The organism is Pseudomonas sp. AC169, from assembly GCF_979258515.1.
In genome coordinates this window covers 5,463,540-5,486,181 of record NZ_OZ409866.1, presented here as the reverse complement: position 1 = coordinate 5,486,181, position 22,642 = coordinate 5,463,540, and the positions used below count along the sequence as shown (strand labels likewise).

Sequence of the window (22,642 nt, the reverse complement as noted above, 5' to 3'; positions counted from 1 at the left end):
CCTTTAGCCGATGCGCAAGGCGCGCAGATCGAGATGACCGCCCTTCAGCGGCGGGCACCAGTAGTAGCCGCCAGTGATTGGCCGGCTGATGCGATACAAGCCATCGGTGATGCCGTCCTCCAGGCCGCTCATACGGCGCAGTTGCGCTTCGAAAGCATCCAGCGAGAAGCCAAAAGCGAGGAACATCAGGCCAGCGCGATCGCCTTCGATCCACGGCATCGAGCGGCGCACGACGAACGCTTCAGGCGCGAAGCTTTCCTGCGCGGTGCGTTTGACGTGGGCGGAGACTGGCGCGTCGTCGATTTCTTCGTTATCGCTGAGGCGACGACCCATGATGTTGTCTTTGTCGTCGGCCGAGAGTTTGTGGAAACCCTTGAGGTCGTGCTGCCACTGCTGGATCGCGGCGAAGCTGCCACCGACCATGCCGTCAGTGCCTGCACTTTGCAGGGCGGCTGCGATGGCGGCTTCGTCGTGCGGGTTTTCGGTGCCGTCTTCGTAGCCGGTCAGGTCGTGGCCGTCCTTGTGGCGGAAGGCTTCCTGCATCTCGACCAGACGCAGGGCCGGGGCCAGAGCGGCTTCGAGGGCGTTGCAACGATTGAGCAGTTCACCACGGTCGACGCCGTGCAGCCACACCCACAGCGCGTGCTGGGTCGACGGGTTCTCGACGCCGACGCCGGTCATGGCCGGGAAGCTACGCAGGCCGTCGATCTGCACGTTGAGGGCCTTGGCCAGGGATTCGCCGAAACCGACCACCGCCGACTTGCCGTCCACCTGATTCATCAGGTTGTCGATCGCCTGCGGTAGCGCTTCAACCGACTCAAGGGCGAAAAACAGGTGACGTGCTTGCGCAGGAACTGGGGTGGCGAGAATGCCCGGCTGGTAGTAACTCATGTGAACTCCTTGGGAAAGTGCGCGGGAGTTTACCTGTGGCCGGAGGATTTGTGGGGGTTTGGATGGAAGTCAAAAGCCCCTCACCCTAGCCCTCTCCCGGAGGGAGAGGGAACTGAATGGGGGATATTAGAGATCTACACCGACTTGAACGTGCATCGGTGAATCCATAATTTCAGGTCCGTGCATGACTCAAGACACCTCGGTCGGCCTTCATTCTCTCAAGTCCACAATCGACGCAATCTTTCAGGTCGATGTAACTCGCAAGACACCTCGGTCGGCCCTCATTCTCTCAAGTCCATAATCGACGCAATCTTTCAGGTCGATGTAACTCGCAAGACACCTCGGTCGACCTTCATTCTCTCAAGTCCACAATCGACGCAATCTTTCAGGTCGATGTAACTCGCAAGACACCTCGGTCGGCCCTCATTCTCTCAAGTCCATAATCGACGCAATCTTTCAGGTCGATGTAACTCGCAAGACACCTCGGTCGGCTCCCTCTCCCTCCGGGAGAGGGCTGGGGTGAGGGTTAGCGTCATGACGCCAAGCGCTAGGGCTCATCCCCGTCCAGCGCTTGAACGCCCGGCGAAAACTGCGCACATCGCTGTAGCCGACTTCCTCGGTAATCCGCTCGATCGGCATATCAGGATTGCCCAGCAAACTCATCGTCCGCGCCTGCCGCACCTGCTCCAGCAACGCTTCAAACGTCAACGCATGCTCAGTCAAACGCCGGCGCAATGTGCGACTGCTCATGTTCAAATCGCCGGCAATCTTTTCAATGTGACTGCCGCTGCTCAGATCCCGGGCAATCGCCCGTTCCACGGCCTGAATCAAATCAAGTTTCTGATGCACCTGCGCCGCTTCCAGCTCCAGCAATGCAACCGCCTGACGCAACGCCAAAGCATGGTGATTGGGCAAATTCACGTCCAGCCACTGCACGTCGATCAGCATGCGATTGTGCAGGCAACCGAAGCGCACCTCCGGCCCCAGCAAGCGCTGATATTCAATGAGATAGTCCGGCGCGGCATGCATGAATTCCACGGCAATGGGCTTGAAATCAGCCCCCGCCAACGCTCGACCATACACCAGCAAACTGGCGAAAAACTCCTCGACCGCGAACACCTGCACATCGGAAAACGGCAAGCGGCATTCGGCATCGAGATGCAGTTGCTCGCCAACCACATCGACGCTGGACACCACAATCCCGCCGGAGGTGTGTTGATGGCGGATACCCAAGGCAAAAGCATCGCGCAGGGTTTTGCACAACGACAGCACGTGCCCGAGCAAACCGAGTGTGCCAAGCACATTCTGTGCCCCCACCCACAGGCCAAGGCCCTGATTGGGCAGCGCCTTGAGCGCGCGTTGAATCATTGCCACCGCTTGACGGTAGGAAATCCGCTGCGCCGGATCCTGCAGATCTTCAAGGGTGAAACCCAGCCCACGGCACAGGCTTTCTGGCTCGACGCCCTTGTTCTGCGCAACTTCAGCGAGGGTTTGCAAAAGAAATGGCGAAACCAGCGCCAGTTCAAAGGTCGGGTCTTGGACTTTTACGTTCATGGGGGCTGATTTTCCGGATCACGCTTGATTGTTATTTTTGTAACCGGTTATGTCGAAGGAAGTTAGCACAGGGTTGGCCGACTGTCCGCAGAAGTCCCCCTAACTGTCCGCCAATACCCTGCCCCGCCGGGCACCAAGCGCTTATTTCTATAGTGCCGGGCGTGCTGCGTGCCGGCGTTGCGCCCAAAACACAATAATAATGAGGACGGATATGCACCCGAACCGCGCGACACGCCCCCTGCGCCTGACTCTTTCCTTGCTGGGTTGCGCCGTGACCTTACCGGCGCTGGCCACCGAAGCCGGCGTCGATAACATAGGCACCGGCACCGATGGCTTTTTCATGCTGCCGCTGGAGGTCGACAGCCTTCCGGAGAACATGGTCGCGTTCAACCTCTACTACAACCATTACAAGTCGCGGAAACTAAACATCAGTTCCCTCGGCGGCAAAGTGCCAAATGTCGAGATCGAATCCACGGCAGTGATCCCACGCCTCGATTACTTAAGCCCGGTGCGCGTATTCGGCGGACGTCTGGCCGGTTACATCGCCCAGCCATGGTTGAAGCAGGAAGTCTCGGTGTTCGGCTTGAGCGACACCCGCGAAGGCATGGGCGACACCACCATCGCGCCGATCATCCTGTGGGACATGGGCAAGAACCTGACCCTCGGCGCCGCCTTGGAAATCACCGTGCCCACCGGCGAATACAGCGTCGACCGACTGGCCAACACCAGCAACAATTTCTACACCTACAAGCCGTTGTTCTCGTTCACCTGGCTGCCGACTGAACGCACCGAAGTCTCAATGAAGACCACCTACAGCTTCAACGAGAAGAACAAGGACACTGACTACAAGTCCGGGCAGATCTTCCACTTCGATTATTCGGCCAGCTACAAGATCACCGATGACCTGATGCTCGGCCTCAACGGCTACTACCTCAAGCAAACCACCGACGACAAACAGTTCGGTCACACCGTGCAGTTTGCCGGGCAAGACGTCGATGACGGCGTGCGCGGCAAGGTGTTCGCAATTGGCCCGGCGCTGCACTTCACCTTTCTCAAGTACGCCAGTGCGGAGATCCGCTGGGCCAAGGAGTTTGATGTGGAGAACCGGCCGGAAGGGGAAATGCTTTGGGCGAAGGTGAGTATCCCCTATGCGTTCTGAGTGTATTTGTAGGAAAGAACACCCGGTTTTGTAGCCTGAAAACCTGAAAAACGGAGGGGAGGAATACGCCTACAGCGGCGGTCGAGATTGCCGGACAACGGTGGGAAACGTCTGGCAGATTTCAAAGGGGCACTTGCAGATACTTGGCTCCGTTACCCCATGGCTCCTCAAGGGCTCATGGGGTGCATCGTCTGCCAGTGACGACAATGGGCCATTCCCCCCTTAAACTGCCGAGATTGATCACGGAGATCACTATGAGCATATTACTTTCCCCGTTTTACTCTGACTTCGAATCCGAAGAAGAGGCCGAGAGCTACGATCGCTGGTTTCGTGCAGAGGTACAGGATGCACTCGACGATCCTAGTCCTGGTATTCCCCATGATGAGGCTATGGCGATGCTCGACCAGATGCTGGAAGAGATGCGCAGGAAGCGTCGCTCTGCTGCTTGAATGGAGCAGCAAGTCCTCGCGTCAACTGGCTGACATCTTCAAATACATCGAGCAACACAACACCAACGCTTCAATTTCGCTAAGACACAAGGTTGGTGCGGCAGCACAACGGCTTTCATCAATACCTTACGGTTACCGACCTGGCCGAGTGCCTGGTACTCGTGAGATGGTGATTCATCCGAACTATCTGCTGGTCTATCGAGTGAATGGGCGCATCAGAATACTGAGGGTGCTTCACACCCGGCAACAATACCCACCAACCTCATAAACATAAAAAAAGGGCGACCCAGCGGCCGCCCAAACGTACTGCACGAGAGTCTTTTACAACGTCAGTTGCCCACGTTCCTCCTCGGTCAACTGCTGTTTCGCCTGTTCATCCAGCGCCCCGGCGCCCAACACCTGCACCGGGCTGTTCGGGTTGTAACCCGGGGCCGGTGCACGGCTGGCACCATCGCGGGACGGCGCGAGTTGCTCATTGCCGAAGCTCAGCACCTGCACGGTGAACACCGAAGCCTGATTCTGCCGCGCTGCCGCCTGCTGCTGACGGGCGACGTCCTCCGCCGCTTGCGTCGCCGACGACGCGGCCGAACTGGCCGAAGTGATCGCGCCGGTATTCACCGCCGATACCAGCGGCACACCGGTTGCCTTGCCCTGCACCGAGATGTTGGCGGCGTTGACCACCGTCAGCGCGGCGATGTTGACGTTGCCCGACACGCGAATCCCCGCCTCGCCGGCATCGATGGTGCCCAGTGGCGCGATCAGGTCGATGTCGCCCGGTGCCACTTCGGCGATCGGGTTGAGCGTGGCGATACCGGCGCCGGTACTCGGCACCGATGGCGATAGCGTGACGTTGCCCCAGGTGTCGTACACCCGTTTCGGCGGGGTGTAGACCACGGTGGTTTTCGAGCCGCGACCGGCGTTGATATCGCCCTCGGCAGACCAGCCGAGAATCGAGCCGCCGAACGTGGTCATGATCCGGCTCTGGCCGAGCAGAATGCTGCCCTGCGAGTAGAGCTGAATGTTGCCCGAGCCCTGGGTGATGATCCCCGCGGTGGACGGTGGTGCTGCGCCTTCGATGCCAAACACCTGAGCGCCGCCCGGGGTGAGCATCTGGATATCGCCGCCGAACAGCGTCTTCACCCCTGCCCCGCCATACATCGTGATGTCGCCGTCGTAGCGGATCGGATTGCCGGCCACATCGGTGCTCGGGAACAGCGCCGCAATGGCGTTGCGACCGCGCAGGTAACTGCCTTTGCGCGGGCCGTCGACATCGTTGTATTCCAGGCCACCGGCACGCAGTTCGGCGAAGTACACCTGACGGGCAAAAATCGCCTGCTCGGCACTCGGCAGCGCCGCGTAGAAGGCTTGCGCCTGTTCCGCGCTGCCACTGAAGCCGTAGCCCAAAGTCAGCCAGCTCTGCAGCTCATCGAGATAAGTCTTGACCACTTTGCCCGGTTGCGCACTGAGTGAGGCGTCCGCGCTGGCGATGTTCTGCGGGTTCAGGTAACGCGCGATGAACCGTGAATAATCCGGCCCCTGCGCGCCCACACCGGCCTGCAAGACTACGTTGGCACCTGGCCGCTGATCACCTGCCAGCAACGGCCCGAGGCTGGTGATGCTGGCCCGGTCTTCCATGAGGATATTGCGTCCGGCATTGACCTCCAGGGTACCGGGGCCGGCGACGTCGAAGCTGCTGTAGAGGATATCGCGACCGGCCGACACCCTCGATACATCCCTGGGGTCGTTGTGCACGAACAGGTTGCCGGTCGAGTAGATCGTGTCCTTGCTGGTGCCGACGCCATCCCTCGGCGAAATCGTCGGTTGGCCCAGATGGGTGCCGGAGGCGACGATGTCGCGACCGGCCATCATCCACACCGGCCCGGCGGCTTCGTTCCAGGTCAGCAGCGAATCGCTTGCGCGCAGTGATTCGCCACTGCGGATACCGACCAGATCGCCGGTCAAAGCGTAGATGCGCGCCGGCCCCATGACATCGCTGAGGCCGGAGTACGAATTGCTGCCAAAGGCGAACAATGGGAACCGCAGGTTCGGTTCCGCGGCGACACCATCGCTGCCGCTATTGGAGATGAACGGGGTTTCCGCCGAGTTGCTGGCATAGCCGTTGAACGCCGGGGCGAACGGCGTGGCAATCGCCAACGGACTGGCTCCGGACTGATTGATCGCATAGCCACCGGCATAAATCGAATCACCGGCCAGCAGTTCCAGTTGACCCGACGTCGACGGCGCCAACAGCAGAGAGTACGCGGTTGCGGGAGCGGTGTTGCCAACGCTGTAAGCCGCCGACGAACCAGAATAGATAGAACCCTGCGCAGCCACCGCGCGCAGGATCGACGGATAGACGAAACGGCTGTCGGTCGGCGACGTGTTCTGCCCTTTGATGGGGCCGTTGGTGTCCGTCTCGGCCAATTGAGTGCTCGGGGTGAGATTGCCACCGGCCGAGAACAGGTCGATCGCCGTGTGCGCGGTCCACAGCGAAAAGCCGCTGAGAATCCCGCCTTGGGTGATTGTGCCCTCGTCATCAAACAGCGGCGTGGCGTTCTGCAAACGCACCCGGCCCGGATCCGCCGCCCCACCCAGGACCAGATCGCCACGGGTGTTGATGCGCATGCCCGAGTCGCCGGGAATCAGCACAATCCCGCCGGAGGCATTGCTGGTGGTCGCGGTAAACGGGTCAAGCGCGCGGGTTTCGCGCACATCGTGCTGCACACTGTTGGCGCCGTACTGCAGATTGATCCCCCCCACCGCATTGCCACTCACCTGTGCCGCGCCGCGCAGATTGATCAGCGCGCCTTGCAGATCGTGCTTGGGTGGCGTGATCCCGTCGTTACCGGCCCGCGCTTGCAGAGACGGATTGAGGGTGCCACCGATACGGATGTCCATATCGCCGCCCCCGGTCAATTGCAGGCTGCCGTCGCTGCCGACACGACCGGTGCTGCCCACCGCCACGACCAACCCCTGACTGCGTGGGTTGGTCCGCGCATCCCCCAGCGGTTTGAGCATGCCGGCGTCTTCCCCGGCGCGCAGGCTGATGTTACCGCCCCCCAAGGTGCCGAAACCGGTGAAACCCACCAGGTAGGGCGCCGCATCCATGTCGGCATCCGGCAGCGGCTGAGTGGCATAGCTGCCGAAGTTGATCCACCAGGCGGTCGGCACGTCACTACTGCCCGTACCCTGACGCCATAACCAGTTGCCCACCGCAACGCTTGGCACCTGTTCACGATAGCCGCCGGTATTCGCGGCCTTGCGCCCTAGGGTGTCGCCAGAGACAGAGCCGCCGGCATTGATCGTCAGGTTACCGCCCAATTGTGGATACCAGGCCTGATAGAGACTGTCGGTGCCACCGTCGACCCATTTTTCAACGTCAGTACCGCCACTGCCCAGTACCGAATCAGTATCAGACAGGTGTGCGCGTTGCTGGTTGAAGCGCGGATCGATATCGGCTGACTGGGTGCCGGCGGTGTACACGCCGAACGGTGAAGCCATGCTCAGATTGCCGGCCGCGATCAGATCGAGATCGCCGGTACCGGTGCGCAGTACGCTGAACATTTGGCTGTGGATGCTGGCGCTTTTCGCCGGATTGCTCTCCACGCACACCTCGGGGTAACTGTCGCACAGCGTCAGGTATTCCTCGGGAATCGGTGCGTAATCCTGGAAGCCGAACTGGTTACCGGGTGCCCAGGTCCAGCGCGCCATCGGGGCACAGGCGCCGGGATCGGTTTCGCAGAGAATCAGGTATTCCTCGGGCACCGGTTCGAAGGCGGGGAAACCATATTGGTTGGTTTCCGACCACACCGCGCGTGGATTGCCTTCGGTAATTTTCGCCCCGTAATGAGTGTCCGCCAGACGCAAATTGCCTTCGGTGGTGAGCGGTTTTACCGCACGGCTGTCAGCTGCGGAAAGATCAGCCCCCGCCACCGCGCGGATCGACCACGACGCACTGCCCGACGGCAACATCGGCGCGAGTGCCCAGTTGGCGCCCTGCTGCGCGCCGTTCAACGCGCGCAACTCGATAAACGCAACGCCGTCGGCGAGCACCACATTGGTCATCGATGGAATCAACGAACCGCGCAACAGCGCCAGCGAACTGCTCAACATCAAATTCTTGCTACTGCCAGTGTCGACATCGAAAGCGCCCGGCAACGGCACACCTTTGGGCCAGCTCATGGCTTGCAACGCGGTGTTGCGACTCAAGCGAATCCCGGCACCCAAACGGCTGCTGGCCGGCACGGTCACGTCGCTGGCCAAGAGCGTCCCGGCGGCATACAACAGATTGCCCGAGGCGTCATGCACCGCCCCCGCCAGCACCGTGCCGGCACTGAAGGTGTAAGGCGCGGCCAGTTCCACCTGCACCGGCAGCAGCGTGCCGCTGACCAGCGTCGTCGCCTGAATCGGCAGATCGTAATTGAGGGTAACGCCCGACGGGAATTGCGTGCCCGGCGCCAGCGTCACCCCGGTCCCCGGTACAACCAGATCACCACCGAACGGCTGCACGCCCGGCAGCAGTTTCCAGCCGGCGTCGTCGACGGTCTCCGGTGGCGGCGCGAAACCGTCGTTGATGCTGCCGTAAATATCGAGGTTGCCGCCGGCACGGATCACCAGGCTGGCGGATTCACCGGAGCCATAAACATCCGCGACTTTGCCCGTGTGCGGATTGAGGCTGGCGTAGCGGTAGCGCGACAGATCGATGTCGCCCTCCACCACCAGGTCGCCGTCAGCTGTTTTGCTGGCGATCTCGACCCCAGGGCGAAGATGGAAGGCATCGGCGTAAGCCGTATTGTTCAGGCCGGCCAGTTTGCGTTGCAACAGATCGGCGTTGTTCAGCGCAGCGTCGATGAACGCGCTGTTGTCGCCGTCGATGCGGTTAAACAGGGCCTGATCGATCACCTGATAAGGCCGGCCGCTGACCGCCGGATCGACACCATCACGCGCATCGTCATAGCGGCGCACACCATTGAGACCGATGGAGCGTGCGCCCTGAATATTCACCGTGCCACTGGCGTCGATGGCAATGTCGCCAGCACCCAGTCGCGGCGCATTGAGTTCGAGGGTGCCGCGCAGCATCTGATCGTGCTGACCGGCGAGGAAACCCGGCACCGCATCAGTACCATGGCGCAAGTCGATGCGCGTACCGGACGCCAGGGTCAAGACACCCGCCCCGGAGTTCAGCTCGACCATGGCCCGGTTCGGCGCGTCGATGATCTTGCCGTAACTGTCGACCCGCAACACCCGGCCATGGGCGTCGAGCACACTGTTGCCGGCCAGGGTCAGGCCGTTCTGCGACGCCAGACGAATACTGCCGACCCGCTCGCCACTGGCGTCGATCAAGCCGTTGACGGTCAGGCTGCCGTTGTCCACCGAAACATTGACTTCAGCGGCCTTGAGTCCGTCGCCAATCACCAGATCGCCCTGTTTGAGTTGCAGGCTGCGACTGCCGAATACCTGCCCGGCGTTCAGACGTTGATTGAGTGCCGCGAACTGCGCGCTCGCATCACCGCCCAACTGCTGGGCGCGAATGTCCACGCCGCCGGCCTTGTACGGCACCAGCGTGCCGCCGGCATCGTAATAGCCACTGCTGGCGCCGAGAATCTCGCCCTGCAGATCGACGATGCCGGCATCCGCCGCCAAGGCCACGGCGCTGAGGTTACCGGCCTGATTGTTTTTCGCCGACAGATCGATGCGCGACCCGCCGAGCTGGCGGATATTGCCGTTGTTGCTCAGCAATGACACATCGCCGCCCCAGCTGTACTTGCTCACGTCGTTGAACGGCAAGGTGCGCCCGGCCATGTCCAGTTGCGCGCCGCCGGCCAGGGTCAAATCCTGCTCGGCGGTGATCGTGAGTTTGCCGCTGGCCAGGGCAATGCGGCTGTCCAGCACGATGTCGCGGGCTTGTAGATTCAGGGTTGCGCCCAAGGCATCGGCCACACCCGAAGCACCGCCACCGCTGAGCGTCAGGCGATTGCCGGCCTTGAGCAGACTGACCGACGCCGCCTCACCGGTGAGCAACGGCGTGCGCAGATTGAGGTTGCCGCCAGTGTAGGCGTAGCCCTTCACCGGATCGTAAGCACCCTGCTGTTGATACACCGCCAGACTGCCCTTGTGATTGGCGCTGATGCGTTCGCTGGCGCTCAGGTTGACGTTGGCAAAACCCAGCGCCAGACGGTTGTTCTGATCGAGGCCGTTGGCTTGAGGCATCGGGCCGTAACCCAACTCGATGCGTTGCGCCTGAATATCCAGCGTGCCACTGCCTGTACCGGCGCCGTCGCTGATTACGCTGCCGGGGTCCTGCGTGGCCCCGTTCCAGATCAGGTTGGCGGTGCGGATCGTCGCGACATCGTCGGCACTGCCCGCGCCGTAAATCGCCGGGGTAACGAGCACAAGGTTTTGCAATTTGCTCTGGCCGGTCTGTGCATCGAAGGTGTCGAGGGTCACGCTGCCGTACAGATTGAAAGCGTCGCGCGTGGTCAGGCTCAGCGTCTCCAGAGCCGGTGCGCCGAACTGCTTATCACCGCGCAGCAAACGATCCAGTACGTTCTGATTCAAGGTCAGACCGGCCGGTACCCGGTCGCCCGCAGTGGCCAGCGCCTCGGCACTGCCAGCGTTGACCGCCCCCACCGCCAGGGCCAAATGACGCGTGCCGAAGCGCACGGCTTCACCGAGTTCGAACTGGTTATCCGTGGCGGCGGTGATACTGCCGTTCGAATACAGCAGCGCCGGACTGTTGCAGACCGCCGTGGCGCACGTGCCGATGCGAATGCTGCCAGCGCCAATAAAGCCACCGCCCGCCTCCGGCGCGAGCACGTTGGTCCAGCCGTTGGACACCACCACCATGCTGGACGCACCGGGTTGATAGAGGTAGCCGGCCGTTGAGTCATAAGCGACGTTGCCACGCCCCAAGGCATTGACCCCGGCGCCCGCCTCAATGGTGATACCGCCCTTGATCGAGTTGCTGCGCAACAACACTTCCGGCGCTGCCAGCAACGCCCCTTCCCGCAGGACGATATTGGAGGTATCACCGATGAAACCGATGATATTGCCTGCCGTGGTGTAGCTGACGGTCGGCATCGCACCGATGGTCAAACGCCCGGCGTTGAGGTTATTCAAGGTTTCGGCATACAGCGAAATACCGTTGAAATCCTTGCTTGGTACATGCCCGGCACCGAGGATTTCAAAGCGGCTGCTGGCATTGCCACTGCGCACCACGGCCGTGCCGACCAGGCCACCCGTAGCGGCACCGAACCGCGCTTGCCCATTGAACTGCAACGCGATGTCCTGCTCGCCACCTTCAATCAGGCGCAGGTCCAGGGTCTTGCCGTCCTGCGGCGCCAGCGCCCGGGGAACCCCGCGCCGCACGGCATCGCTCTGGATGAATTGGCTGAGACCGGTTTCGTTGTACTGCGAGTAACGGCGCAGCACATCCGCCGGGGTCAGAATGATCTGGCGGGCAAGGCTGTCGCGCAGGCCGGTATTGGCAATCGACATTTGTCCGCTGCCCGTCCACGAGCCGTTGCGCATTGGCAGCGCACCGCTGGACACGCCCGGCGTCGCCTGGCCGTTGACCTCGACCCGGAACGCGCCGGGCAGCAAGGCAAACGTCGACGGCAACAACGTGTAAGTGCCGGCCGCCAAGCCCGGCACGCCGGCGCCGATGGTGATCTGCTGGCCGATCCGCGGATCGACTGCACCCGCCTCGGCCAACACCGGTGCGTAAGTGCTCTGGTTGCCCGGCACAATTGCGTATACAGGGTTGCTGCCCAGTCCCGGCAAGCTGAACGTGCCGTCGGTAGCGTTACGCACCAGCGGATTGAAACGGGCATCGGTGGAACCGCCGCGCCCGGAAATGAAACCGGTACCGCGCAGGTCGCCACCCCCCGACAAATCGATGAGCGCACCGCTCTGCACGTCAATGAACTGAGTGCTCATCGACACGCCGGTCGCTTCCCCGGTGACGCCGTTCAACACCACCGACTTGCCGCCATAGCGGTAGTCGATGCCGTCCGTGGTGCCGCCATACGGCATGACCAGCCCGGCACCGCTGACCGACGTGACGCTGCCCGGCAGCAAGCGGACTTCACGGGTGGTGGTCAACACGTCATCGCCGAGGACAATCTTGCCCAACGGCGCGCGCAACACGCCGCCCTGCTCAATAAACGCGGCCGAGAACGTCAGCTTGCCGAACGCCGAATACGGCGCGGCAACCGGTGCCGGGCCGTGGCCGCTGATCCGCAGGGTATGTTCGGCCACCGACTGCGCGCCCTGATAACCCACGCGCACTTCGGCCTGTACATCACTGGCAGGATAAATCTGCGCCGCACTCAGGTGCAGATCACCCGGTGTCCACAAGCGACTCTTGTCAGCGCCATCGGTCGGCGCCAGAAAGCGCAGATCACCGCTGCTGTCGAGGCTGACCTCGGTAAACCCACGGCGGCTGTATTCGGCCGCCGGGGCCTTCAGTTGCAGGATCGAACCCTGTGCCCCGAACGACAGACCATTGCCCAGATCCAGCAGGTTCGCCGTCGCCGTGAAGCGCGCGTCCGACAGTTTGTCGGTCGGGCTGTTGGTCAGACGTGGGCGCACGCTGCCGACCACGCTGTAATAGCTGCCGACACCGGACAAACGCAGATACGGCGCGCTCAGATCGACCCGTGACGCGTCTTTGGATGACTCGGCCAGGGACAATGCCCCGGCGTACAGGCTGAGGCTTTGCTGGGTGTGCAGGCTAACGTCACCGTCGAACGACAGCAGGCCGTTACTCAACAGACTCAGGTTGTCAAAGCCGCCGGCCATCAGGCTGTCGGCATGCACACGGGCCTGACCGTAACGCAAACCGTCGTCGGCCTCGCCCGGGCGCAGGTCGGCGGCCAATGCCTGCCCGGTCGACGTCTGGTCGATGATCAACTCGCGTGGCGCGCGCACCTTGTTGTCCGCTGAATCGGCGTACAACGGCGTCTCCAGCGCCACTTCCAGACGACCGCCGGCCGCCCCGACACCGCCCGCCGCCGCACGCAGATCGCCATCGATAAACAGGCCGTTGTAAGAGCCGATGGCAATGCGTCCGCCATCGGTTGCCACCCGCGTCGGCCCCTGCCCGGCGATGTCCAACAGCGCCTCGGCGCCCGAAGCATCGAGCTGCGCGCCCTGGCGCACAATCACGTAAGCATCAGCGGCAGTGGCCGTGGCCAGTTTTGCGTCGATCTCGCCACCGAGGATGATGCTGCCACCCTTGCCGACCTGCCCGTAAGTGCGGCCCAAAGCATCCACTGCGGTGTTCACACGCCCTGCCACATCCAGCCGCGCCTGTTCACCGATCCAGATCGAGCGGTTGTGCGCATTCGGTTCGGCCAGTTGATTGGAGGTGGCGGGTTTGATCGAGCCGAACTGTTGCTGGCGAATATCAATCGTGCCGCCCCAGGCGTTGAGCTCGCCGTCAACGGTGATCTGCCCGGCGCCGCGCAGTTTGATGCTTTGCCCCGGATCGACGCTGATGCGCGAACCACGACCGAGGGTCAAATCGCTGTTGGCCGCATCGATCAGGCTGAGCAGGCTGGCCCCGCCTTGCAGTGTCAGGCTGGCACCGCCGCGTTGCGTCAGCACACCCTGGGTCGGGTTTTCCTGGAACAGTCCCGGCGTCCATAGCTCCAGCGCTGATTGCGGGTCGGCACCGCTGGCCTGATTGGGCGCGGCATCGCCAAAACGATAGACCGGCATGCTCACGTCCACGACCGTGTCGTCCGCCACTTGCAGACCGCTCAAGCCGATCAGGTTGTAAGCAGCGAAGCCTTTGTTGAACAGGTCGGCGGACAATTGCAGCGTGGTCTCGCTCAACGACTTGTCGGTCTGGCCGATCAAGATCTGGTTGGCCTGCACGGTCAAGGTGCCGCCGCCCGTGACACCGTAGCCACGCAGCTCGCCATCAAGGCGCAGATGCGATTGGCCCGGTGCGGAAATCGCACTGGATTCCAGGGTCAGATCACCACCCTTGCCGCCACGGGTCTTGCCGTTGGCAAGTATGGCACCACCGGACGAAACGTCGAGCAAGCTGCCGGCGCCAATATTGATATCGCCGCTGCTGCGGATCGACACCAGCCCACCATTGAGCGAGGCCAGACTCGCGCCATCGTCAGGCTGGGTGCGCAGGTTGCTCCACACACCACGGGTATCAAGGTGAACGCCTTGGGCCACGGACACTTGCGTCGACTTGCCGGTCTTCGCCGTGAGTCGGGTGTCACTGCTTTCGCTGCCGTTGAACTGATTGAGCACGTTGCCTAACCGCAGGCTGCCGCTGCGCGCGGTCAGGTCGGCGCCGATCTGCACATCCGGCGCAAACAGGGTGATGTCGCCACCGCTATCGACGCTGAGCGCGCCGTCCACGACGACCTGATCTTTGGCCGCCACTTTGAGCGCGCCAAGACTGAAGCCGTTGAGCTGATGGTTATCGAGAAACAACTTGCCTTTGCGCGCCTCCGAGACAGCACCGGCGAGGTCCAGATCGGTGCCGGCGAGCGGGCGTTCGCCACCGATCTGCACCTGATCCAGCAACGGATTGAGCGCATACAACACACCGCCCGCTGCCGCCACATACGCCGGGTCATAACTGCCGACAATCAATTGCGCGCGGCGCGCCAGTGCGGTCTGACTCTGCTCATAACCGTCGAGCACCGGTTTCGGCGCCTGGTTCTGCCGCTCGCCCTGATACACCTCGCCAAGCATCTGCCCGTCGAGCGCGGCGTTGGCCGTGGCAATCACCAGTTGCCCGGCGTCACGGCCCACGGTATAGCCCGCCTCGAAACGCGAACGCGGGGCAATCAGCGGGTTGTAGAAATAGCTGCTCTGGCCCCAGCGTTCGCTGCTGTCCTCAAATCCTTTGTACAGCCCGGTGTAGAGCAGATCGCCCGGCGCGCGCGACACTTCATACAATTTACCGTCGGCACCGCGCAGCCAGCTCTGGCGAATCTCGCCACCCTGCACGTCCAGGGTGCCGCCGGACAGATTGATCAACGAGCCCTTTTCGGTGACCACATCATTGCCGGCAAAACTCACCGTGCCGCCCTGCGCCATCCATTCGCCGACGCTGTGCGCCTGGGTGCCAAGATAACCGCCGACTTCAAGCAAGCCGCCCGCCGTGTACCAGCGATCCGTGGCATAGCCGTTGGTGCCCGCCGGCACATAGACCAACTCGCGCACATCGACCCAAATGTCATTGCTGTTGAGCGCGCCTTTTTCGCGGTTGACCGACGCGTCGCGTTGCTCGTTGCCTTGCACGTTGATCTTGATGTTGTTGTTTTCCATCGCCACTTTGACGCCGAGGGCACCGGAAACATCGATCATCGCCCCGTCGCGCACCAGGCTGCGGCGCTGCGCTGTCACTGCCACTTGCCCACCGGTGGCGAGGGTGATCGAACCGTTCTGGAACTCGACACTGCCGCCGCTCTGGATCTCGATGCGCGACTGATCGCCACGGATGCGGTTGTTCGCGTTGACCGCGCTGAGGGCGGCCTGATGCTGGCTGTCGAGCGCCGTCAGGTCGCTACTGTCGAGCATGATCGCCGTGGCGCTACCTTGCGTCAGGGTGACAGTGCCGCCGCTGTCGGTCGCGGGGTTGGACAAGTGAATGGTGCCGCGAGACGCCACCGACGTACTGGCGAGCAACACGCCGTTCTGCACGACTTCATGGCCGGTCAGAGTGATGTCGCCGGTAGACGACTGGATCAAGCCGTTGTTGCTGACCTTGCCGCTAATGTTGCCGGCCTTGAAGCCCGGCGTGACTTCGTTGCCGAACGTGGTCGACAGCGCGTTGCCCTCGGTGCCCGCGCCCTTGCGAATGTAGAAGCGGTCACCGGCGCCGAGCACAGTCTGCCCCTTGGCGGTGCTGATGCTGCCGTCGTTCTGCACTTCGCTGCCGAGCAGCAAGGCATAACCACCGGCAGCGGTAGACGACGCCGGTTTGTGCGTCGTGATGCTCGCGCCGCGCTCCACCCACACCTTGCCGGCGGCATCGGTGAAGGTCGGCTGAGTGGCGCTGCTGTCGAAATACAGCCCTCGGTCGCGGAACTGGATATCGGTGATATTCGCCGCTGCCGCCACCAGGTTGCGCACGTTGACCTGACTGCTGCCGCTGAAGACGATGCCGTTGCGGTTGATCAGCATCACCGTGCCGTCGCCCTTGATCTGCCCCTGGATCTGACTCGCCCGGGCATTCGGATCGTTGACCCGGTTAAGCACCGCCCAGTTCGCCTGCTGGGCAAATTCAACGGTGGTGTTACGCCCGACGTTGAAGGTTTCCCAATTGAGGATGGCCTTGTCGGCAGTCTGCTCGATCTTCACCGTGGTCTTGCCGTCAGCCTGGGTTTGCTGCGGGCCTTTGGCATTCTGCCAACCTTGGGTGAGGCTGTTATCGACCTTCAGACCGCCCTCGCCCAGACCGTCCGGGACAAACTGCACCGAGCCCAGCGCAGCGGCACGGCCGGCCGCCTGCGCCGCCTGCTGCGCGGCAATCGCAGCGACGGTGTTGTTCAGGGTCTGGATCGAGCGTTGCAATTGCTGATTGGCTTTTTGCTGCTGCGCCAAGGGCGGCGTCATCCCCGGCAAGCCGCCAGTGCTCGGCCGTGCGGCAGCGGCTTGCTGCGCGGCACCCTTGGCGGCAAACCAGTTGGAGCTGAACGCCGTTGCCGCGTGCGCGTTGCCCGCCACCAGACACAACGCCACCGCGTGCGCCAGCGGTTTGAGCAACCACAGCGCCGGCTCCACGGCTTCACGTTTGAACGACTGGACGTTGGTACGACGGGATGGGCGAGCGAGCATCACTACGAGATCCTTTTGGGTTGCCACACATGCCGCAGGCGTGCAAAAACCTGCTGTTACGTCATAGGCAGTTGGCGGCGGTCGCGACCGAACGGATGTCACACAAACTTCATGTTGGGGGAGTATTCGCGGCGGGCCGTTCCGCGCCTTCAAAAAAAATGGCAGCCCTGTACGGAGCTGCCATCGGTTAAGCGGCAGGCACTTTTAGAGAGGACGGCCAATGCCGTTGCACACGGCCGGGTTGTTGATGTCGAGGTTGTTGCCAGTGGTATTGGTGATGAAGTTGGCGGTGACGGCGTTTTTCCAGCTCAGTTGCATCGCAAAGAATTTGTGCGCCTGTACCGCAGCATTGTTGCCGGGCTGGCTGTAGTGAGTGGTGAGAAAGTTGCGTATTTCGTTGGCCACGTTGGCATCCCTGTAGCACTGACCAATGATCAAGTTGCTGTAGGCAGCAATTTTGTAGCCAAGGGCAGGGTTCGCCACCACGGGCGACCAGCGGGCGGGATTATAGGCGTCGCTAGACGTCGACGGTGGCGTCACCGAAGACAGTGCCAGCGCGACGTTGAGCGGGGTTGGCAGCACACCGTTAAGACGTGCAACGACAGTGTTGTCGGTCACCTGGATACCGTCAGGGCCGGAGTAACCGATCGAGCCGTCGACCTGATTGATCGTAGGCAGGACATCACTGTCGCTCGACACGCCGACCCAGTTTATCGGCACTGTCGAACCTGACGGCTGGCGCGCGGTAGTGAACAACGAACTGGTCGAGAACTTTGTCGGGCAAACGGAATTGAGGTGGCGAGTGAGGATTTCCGAGGTGCCGCTGGCGTTGTTCCGGTAAACCACGCGAATCGGCGTGGTGTCGGCAGTGCCCATTAGATAGCCCCACGTTGTGACCTCACCCGACAGCGCACTGCACAACTGGCTGCTCGTCAGATTGAGATTGCTGATACCGCTTTTCTTATAGGACACGACGATGGCGGTGCTGACGGATGGCAGCTGAATCAGCGGACCATAACTGGCGTAAAAAGCGCTGTTGTATTGGCTGATTTCGCTTGCCGTCAGGATCGAATCGCTGCCAGTGAAATGCACGGTGCCTGTAGTGCCGAACGGCGCAGCATTGTTGCTTAAAAACGCCGCTTTGCCTGCCCCGCTGCCAACAGCGGCGTAGCTGAAACTGGCCGGCAGAATGCTGTCGGCCGAACCCTTGTACAGCGCGGCAGGCAAGGTCGCCCCGCCACCGGTCACCGCCAACGCGTGGCCCGACATCAACGCCGCCGCAGACAGCAGCGCAACCCTTCCAATTCGTTTGAACATGTCCAATCTCCTTATCGAATTCCCCGTAAACCGGGAGGCAAAAAAAATGGCAACCCCGAAGGGCTGCCATTCGTGTTGCGGTGTGAATCGGGCGCCTTACAAAGGACGACCGATGGTGTTGCAGACGCTGGTGTTGTTGATGTTCAGGTTGTAACCGGTGGCGTTGGAAACGAAAGTTTCATACACCTTGGTTTTCCAGGCCGATGGCACGGTGACGAAACCGTGGTTTTTGATCGCCAGGTCGTTGTTGGTGGTGTTGTAGTGAGTGGTCAGGAAGGCCTTCACGTCGTTGGCCACGGCTGCATCCTTGTAGCACTGACCGACGATGAGGTTGGTGTAGGCAGCCAGTTTGTAACCGATGGCCGGGTTAGCCACCACTGGCGACCAGCGAGTCGGGTCAGCAGCCAAAGCAGCGGTCGCCGGTGGAGTCACCGAAGCCAGTGCCAGGGCAACGTTGGCCGAAGTCGGCTGTACGTTGTTGATGCGCGAAACCAAGGCGTTGCTGGTGGCGTCTACGCCGTCCGGACCGACATAACCGAGCGAACCATCAACGGCGGCAACAGTAGGCGCAACATCAGCGGTGCTGGCAACGCCGACCCAGTTCGCAGGCAAGGTCGAACCGGCAGGACGTGCGTTGACGAACGTCGAGTTGGTGGTGAACTTGGTTGGGCACACAGCGTTCAGGTGACGGGTGAGGATTTCCGAAGTGCCGCTGGAAACGTTGCGATAAACGATGCGGATCGGCGTGGTGTCAGCCGTGCCCAGCAGGCCGCCCCAAGTGGTCACGGTGCCCGAGAAGGCGTTGCACAGTTGCGCGCTGGTCAGGTTCAGAGCGGTCTGGCCGGATTTTTTGTAAGGGATGGCAACCGAAGTGGCCACCGAAGGCAACTGGATCAGCGGGCCGTACGAAGCACCGAAAGCGCTGTTGTAGGTGCTGATGTCCGAAGCGCTGAGTACCGAGTCGCTACCGGCAAAGTGCACGGTGCCGGTGGCGCCGAAGCCAGTGGCAACGTTGGTCAGGAAAGCCGTCTTGCCGGCGCCGCTACCCACAGCCGCGTAGCTGAAGTTGGCTGGCAGGATGCTGTCGGCAGAACCTTTGTACAGAGCGGCAGGCAGAGTTGCACCACCACCGGTAACGGCCATGGCTTGAGCGGAAGCCAGAGCGGCGACGGTCAGGGATGCTGCGATCAGAGTGCGCTTGAACATGAAGAATCTCCTTTTCAACTAGGTTGTGAACACAGGTTTTCGGGTGACTTGCATGACACTGGGAGGACTCACCGGGGCCCTCGCTAGCGTTGGCCTTGGTTAAGTCGCACTGAGAAATTCGCAGTTTCCGGTGACAGATAAAGGAAAAAACCTCGGGAGCTGCGCGGTGTTTCTGAAGGGATTTTCTCGGGTGTTTGTCGGGTGTAGCGCAGGGTCTGGATCGGGGGTTTGGCGGAATCGGGCTGAAGGCGTTGGCGGGTGGTTGCAGATGACAGAAAGGAGAACCCGAGGATGGTTCTTTTGAGGGTCGGGTGATGCCAGTGGTTTGGAAAAAAATCTGGATTATTTATTGCCCCGACTGATCTCTTCGCGAGCAAGCTCGCTCCCACAGGGATTGATGTTGTTAATGCAATTTACTTCACACCACACAACCCTGTGGGAGCGAGCTTGCTCGCGAAGGGGCCCGATCAGACACCCTCAAAACCGGCTACTGGACCAATTGGTTGATCTCAATGATCGGCAACAGCACCGCCATCACAATCACCAGCACCACCCCGCCCATGACTACAATCATCAGCGGTTCAAGCAGCGCGGTCATGCCCATCGCTCGCCGTTCGATATCACGCGACAAGGTCTGCGCAGCGCGCTCAAGCATCGGCGGCAGCGACCCGGTTTTCTCGCCACTGGCAATCAAGTGAATCAGCACTGGCGGAAACACATTCTCCACGCGCAACGCTGCCGCCAGATTCACGCCCTCACGCACCTTGGCCGTGGCCTCAGTGACACTCAAACTCAAGCGGTCGTTGGACAAGGTCTGCCGCGCCGCCTCCAGCGCGCGCAACAACGGCACCCCGGCGCCGCCGAGAATCGCCAGCGTCGAAGCAAAACGAGCGGTGTTCAGGCCGAGGATGAATCGCCCGAACAACGGCAACTTCAGCACCCGATGATGCCAACTCAAACGTGCCGCCGGATTGCGCAGGTACAGACGCCAGCTCCAGAACGCGCCAGCCATGATCGCTGCGCACAACCAGCCCCACGCCCTTATGAAATCACTGGCGTTGAGCATCGCCAGGGTCAACCCCGGCAAATCCTGCCGCGCCTGGGAAAACGCGCTGACCACCTGCGGCACCACATAACTGAGCAGGAAAATCACGATGCCGATCGACACCAGCCCGACCACGCCCGGATAGATAAACGCGGTGAGAATCTTGCCGCGCAGGTTGTTGCGTTCTTCGATGTAGTCGGCGAGGCGTTCCATGACCTGCGCCAGATCGCCAGACTCTTCACCCGCCGCAATCAACGCGCGATAGATCTCGGGAAAGTCTCGCGGTCGTGCGGCGAGGGATTCCGCCAGACGCATGCCGCTGCGCACATCCGCACGCACGGCACTGAGGGTGTGGGCGATGTGCTTTTTCTCGGCCTGCTCAACCGTGGCACTCAACGCGGCTTCCAACGGCAGGCTGGCCCCGAGCAGGCTCGCCAATTGCCGCGTGGCCCAAGCCAGATCGTTGTCCGAGAGTTTGGCGCTGAACAGTCCACCGCCACCGTGACTGGCGACATTGCTTTCCTTGTGCACCGACAACGCGGTCAAACCGCGCCCGCTTAATGTTGTGAACGCGGCGCTTTGGCTGTCCGCCTCAAGGTGCCCGGATTCAATCTTGCCGGTCGCGTCGGCAGCTTCAAAACGATAGCGATTCATCAGGCGTCCCGTGTCACACGCAAGATTTCTTCAGGCGCGGTGGCTCCGCTGCGGATCCAGCGCTCACCGTCCTCGCGCAAGCTGAACATCCCGGCTTTGGCGGCGGATGCGCGCAAGGCCTGCTCCCCTGCCCCTTGGTGAATCAGGGTGCGGATGTCGTCGTCGATACAGAACAATTCATGGATGCCGGTGCGGCCGCTGTAACCGGTTTGATTGCAGTTTGCACAACCGACCGGGCGCCAGGTGCCGGGCGCGGTGGGGTCTTCTTCCTTGCATTGATTGCACAGCCGCCGCACTAGTCGCTGCGCCAAAACCCCGAGCATCGACGAGGCCAGCAGAAACGGCTCGACGCCCATGTCGATCAAGCGGTTGACCGCCGACACCGCGTCGTTGGTGTGCAGCGTCGCCAGCACCAGATGCCCGGTCAGCGAGGCCTGCACGGCGATTTGTGCGGTTTCGAGATCGCGGATTTCGCCGATCATGATGATGTCCGGGTCTTGCCGCAGGATCGCCCGTAGCGCCAAGGCAAAGGTCATGTCGATCTTGGCGTTGACCTGAATCTGACTGATCCCCGGCAAGTCGTATTCCACCGGATCTTCAACGGTGAGAATGTTGCTGGTACTCGCATCCAGCCGCGCCAGCGCCGCGTACAGGCTGGTGGTTTTGCCGCTGCCAGTCGGGCCGGTGACCAGGACAATGCCGTGGGGTTGGCGGATCAGCTGATCGAGTTTGGCCAACACCTGCGCGTCCATGCCCAGCGTTTCCAGATGCAGACGCCCGGCCTGTTTGTCGAGCAAGCGCATCACCACGCGTTCACCGTGTCCGGTCGGTACCGTTGAAACACGAATGTCGATCGGCCGCCCGGCCACGCGCAGGGCGATGCGACCGTCCTGCGGCAGGCGTTTTTCGGCGATGTCGAGTTGCGCCATGATCTTGATCCGCGACACCAGCGCACCGTGCAGAGCCTTGCGCGGTGAGACCACATCCCGCAGCGTACCGTCGACGCGGTAGCGCACCACTGAATGGGTTTCGAACGGTTCGATGTGGATGTCGCTGGCCTCGTCGCGCGCGGCTTGCGTGAGCAAGGCGTTGATCATGCGGATCACCGGCGCGCCGTCCTGAGTGTCGAGCAGGTCGGTGATTTCCGGCATGTCTTGCATCAGGCGATCGAGGTCGACTTCGTTTTCTGCTGCGCCGACCACTGCCGCTGCGCTGCCGGTGTCGGCGTAAGCGCTGGCGAGCAAGCCATCCAGCTCATCATCGCGCACGCGCTGTATCGTGGTCGCGCCGAACTGCCGCCGCGCCTCGCTGATCGACCAGCCCGGCGTCGACGGGCACACCGTCAGCACGCCATCGCACAACAGAATGCGCTGCGCCTTTGCCCAAGCGTAAGGCAGCGCACTCACTTCAAGCCCTCCCCAATCCCTGTAGGAGCTGCCGAAGGCTGCGATCTTTTGATCTTTGGTCGTTGGGATCCGTCGAAGAGCAGGATCAAAAGATCGCAGCCTTCGGCAGCTCCTACACGTCGGTTTTCCAGATCAAGGAGCGATG

Annotated in this window: 10 protein-coding genes; 3 read left to right on the top strand and 7 right to left on the bottom strand. The window is 61.8% G+C overall.

The window, feature by feature from the left end:
- Window positions 1-3: 3 nt before the first annotated feature.
- Together ACZZ0G_RS24525 and ACZZ0G_RS24520 are read right to left on the bottom strand one after the other, a co-directional pair.
- The gene (locus ACZZ0G_RS24525; RefSeq protein ID WP_463557864.1) at window positions 4-891 is read right to left on the bottom strand and encodes a Dyp-type peroxidase; all 888 of its coding nucleotides are present in this window, start codon (window positions 889-891) and stop codon (window positions 4-6) included.
- 456 nt (window positions 892-1,347) lie between these two features.
- Window positions 1,348-2,445: an AraC family transcriptional regulator gene (locus ACZZ0G_RS24520; RefSeq protein ID WP_463557863.1), complete on the bottom strand. Its 1,098-nt coding sequence runs from the start codon at window positions 2,443-2,445 to the stop codon at window positions 1,348-1,350.
- Between the two features lie 211 nt (window positions 2,446-2,656).
- Between ACZZ0G_RS24520 and ACZZ0G_RS24515 the strand changes: the two genes are divergently transcribed.
- The 3 genes from ACZZ0G_RS24515 to ACZZ0G_RS24505 all read left to right on the top strand — a co-directional run bounded on the left by ACZZ0G_RS24515 (window position 2,657) and on the right by ACZZ0G_RS24505 (window position 4,321).
- Window positions 2,657-3,604 carry a SphA family protein gene (locus ACZZ0G_RS24515; RefSeq protein ID WP_463557862.1) on the top strand — a complete coding sequence of 316 codons (948 nt, stop codon included), beginning with the start codon at window positions 2,657-2,659 and terminating at the stop codon, window positions 3,602-3,604.
- A 254-nt stretch (window positions 3,605-3,858) separates the two neighbouring features.
- The gene (relB, locus tag ACZZ0G_RS24510; protein WP_122600383.1) at window positions 3,859-4,053 is read left to right on the top strand and encodes a type II toxin-antitoxin system RelB family antitoxin; all 195 of its coding nucleotides are present in this window, start codon (window positions 3,859-3,861) and stop codon (window positions 4,051-4,053) included.
- Window positions 3,986-4,321, top strand: a complete 336-nt coding sequence (locus ACZZ0G_RS24505; protein ID WP_463558888.1) for a type II toxin-antitoxin system RelE/ParE family toxin — start codon at window positions 3,986-3,988, stop codon at window positions 4,319-4,321. Before relB ends, ACZZ0G_RS24505 begins: the two co-directional genes overlap by 68 nt.
- Window positions 4,322-4,374: 53 nt before the next feature.
- Here ACZZ0G_RS24505 and ACZZ0G_RS24500 read toward each other — a convergent pair whose 3' ends face one another.
- The 5 genes from ACZZ0G_RS24500 to gspE form a co-directional block, all read right to left on the bottom strand.
- On the bottom strand, window positions 4,375-16,869 hold the full coding sequence (locus ACZZ0G_RS24500; protein ID WP_463557861.1) for a filamentous haemagglutinin family protein: 12,495 nt from the start codon (window positions 16,867-16,869) through the stop codon (window positions 4,375-4,377).
- Between the two features lie 204 nt (window positions 16,870-17,073).
- Entirely contained in the window at window positions 17,074-18,186 is a 1,113-nt protein-coding gene (locus tag ACZZ0G_RS24495; protein WP_463557860.1) for a substrate-binding domain-containing protein, read from the bottom strand.
- Between the two features lie 96 nt (window positions 18,187-18,282).
- Window positions 18,283-19,392, bottom strand: a complete 1,110-nt coding sequence (locus ACZZ0G_RS24490) for a substrate-binding domain-containing protein (protein ID WP_463557859.1) — start codon at window positions 19,390-19,392, stop codon at window positions 18,283-18,285.
- Between the two features lie 487 nt (window positions 19,393-19,879).
- Entirely contained in the window at window positions 19,880-21,091 is a 1,212-nt protein-coding gene (gene gspF, locus ACZZ0G_RS24485) for a type II secretion system inner membrane protein GspF (RefSeq protein WP_463557858.1), read from the bottom strand.
- Window positions 21,091-22,497 (bottom strand): type II secretion system ATPase GspE, encoded by a 1,407-nt coding sequence (gene gspE, locus ACZZ0G_RS24480; protein ID WP_463557857.1) that lies wholly within the window; start codon window positions 22,495-22,497, stop codon window positions 21,091-21,093. Before gspE ends, gspF begins: the two co-directional genes overlap by 1 nt.
- Window positions 22,498-22,642: the final 145 nt, after the last annotated feature.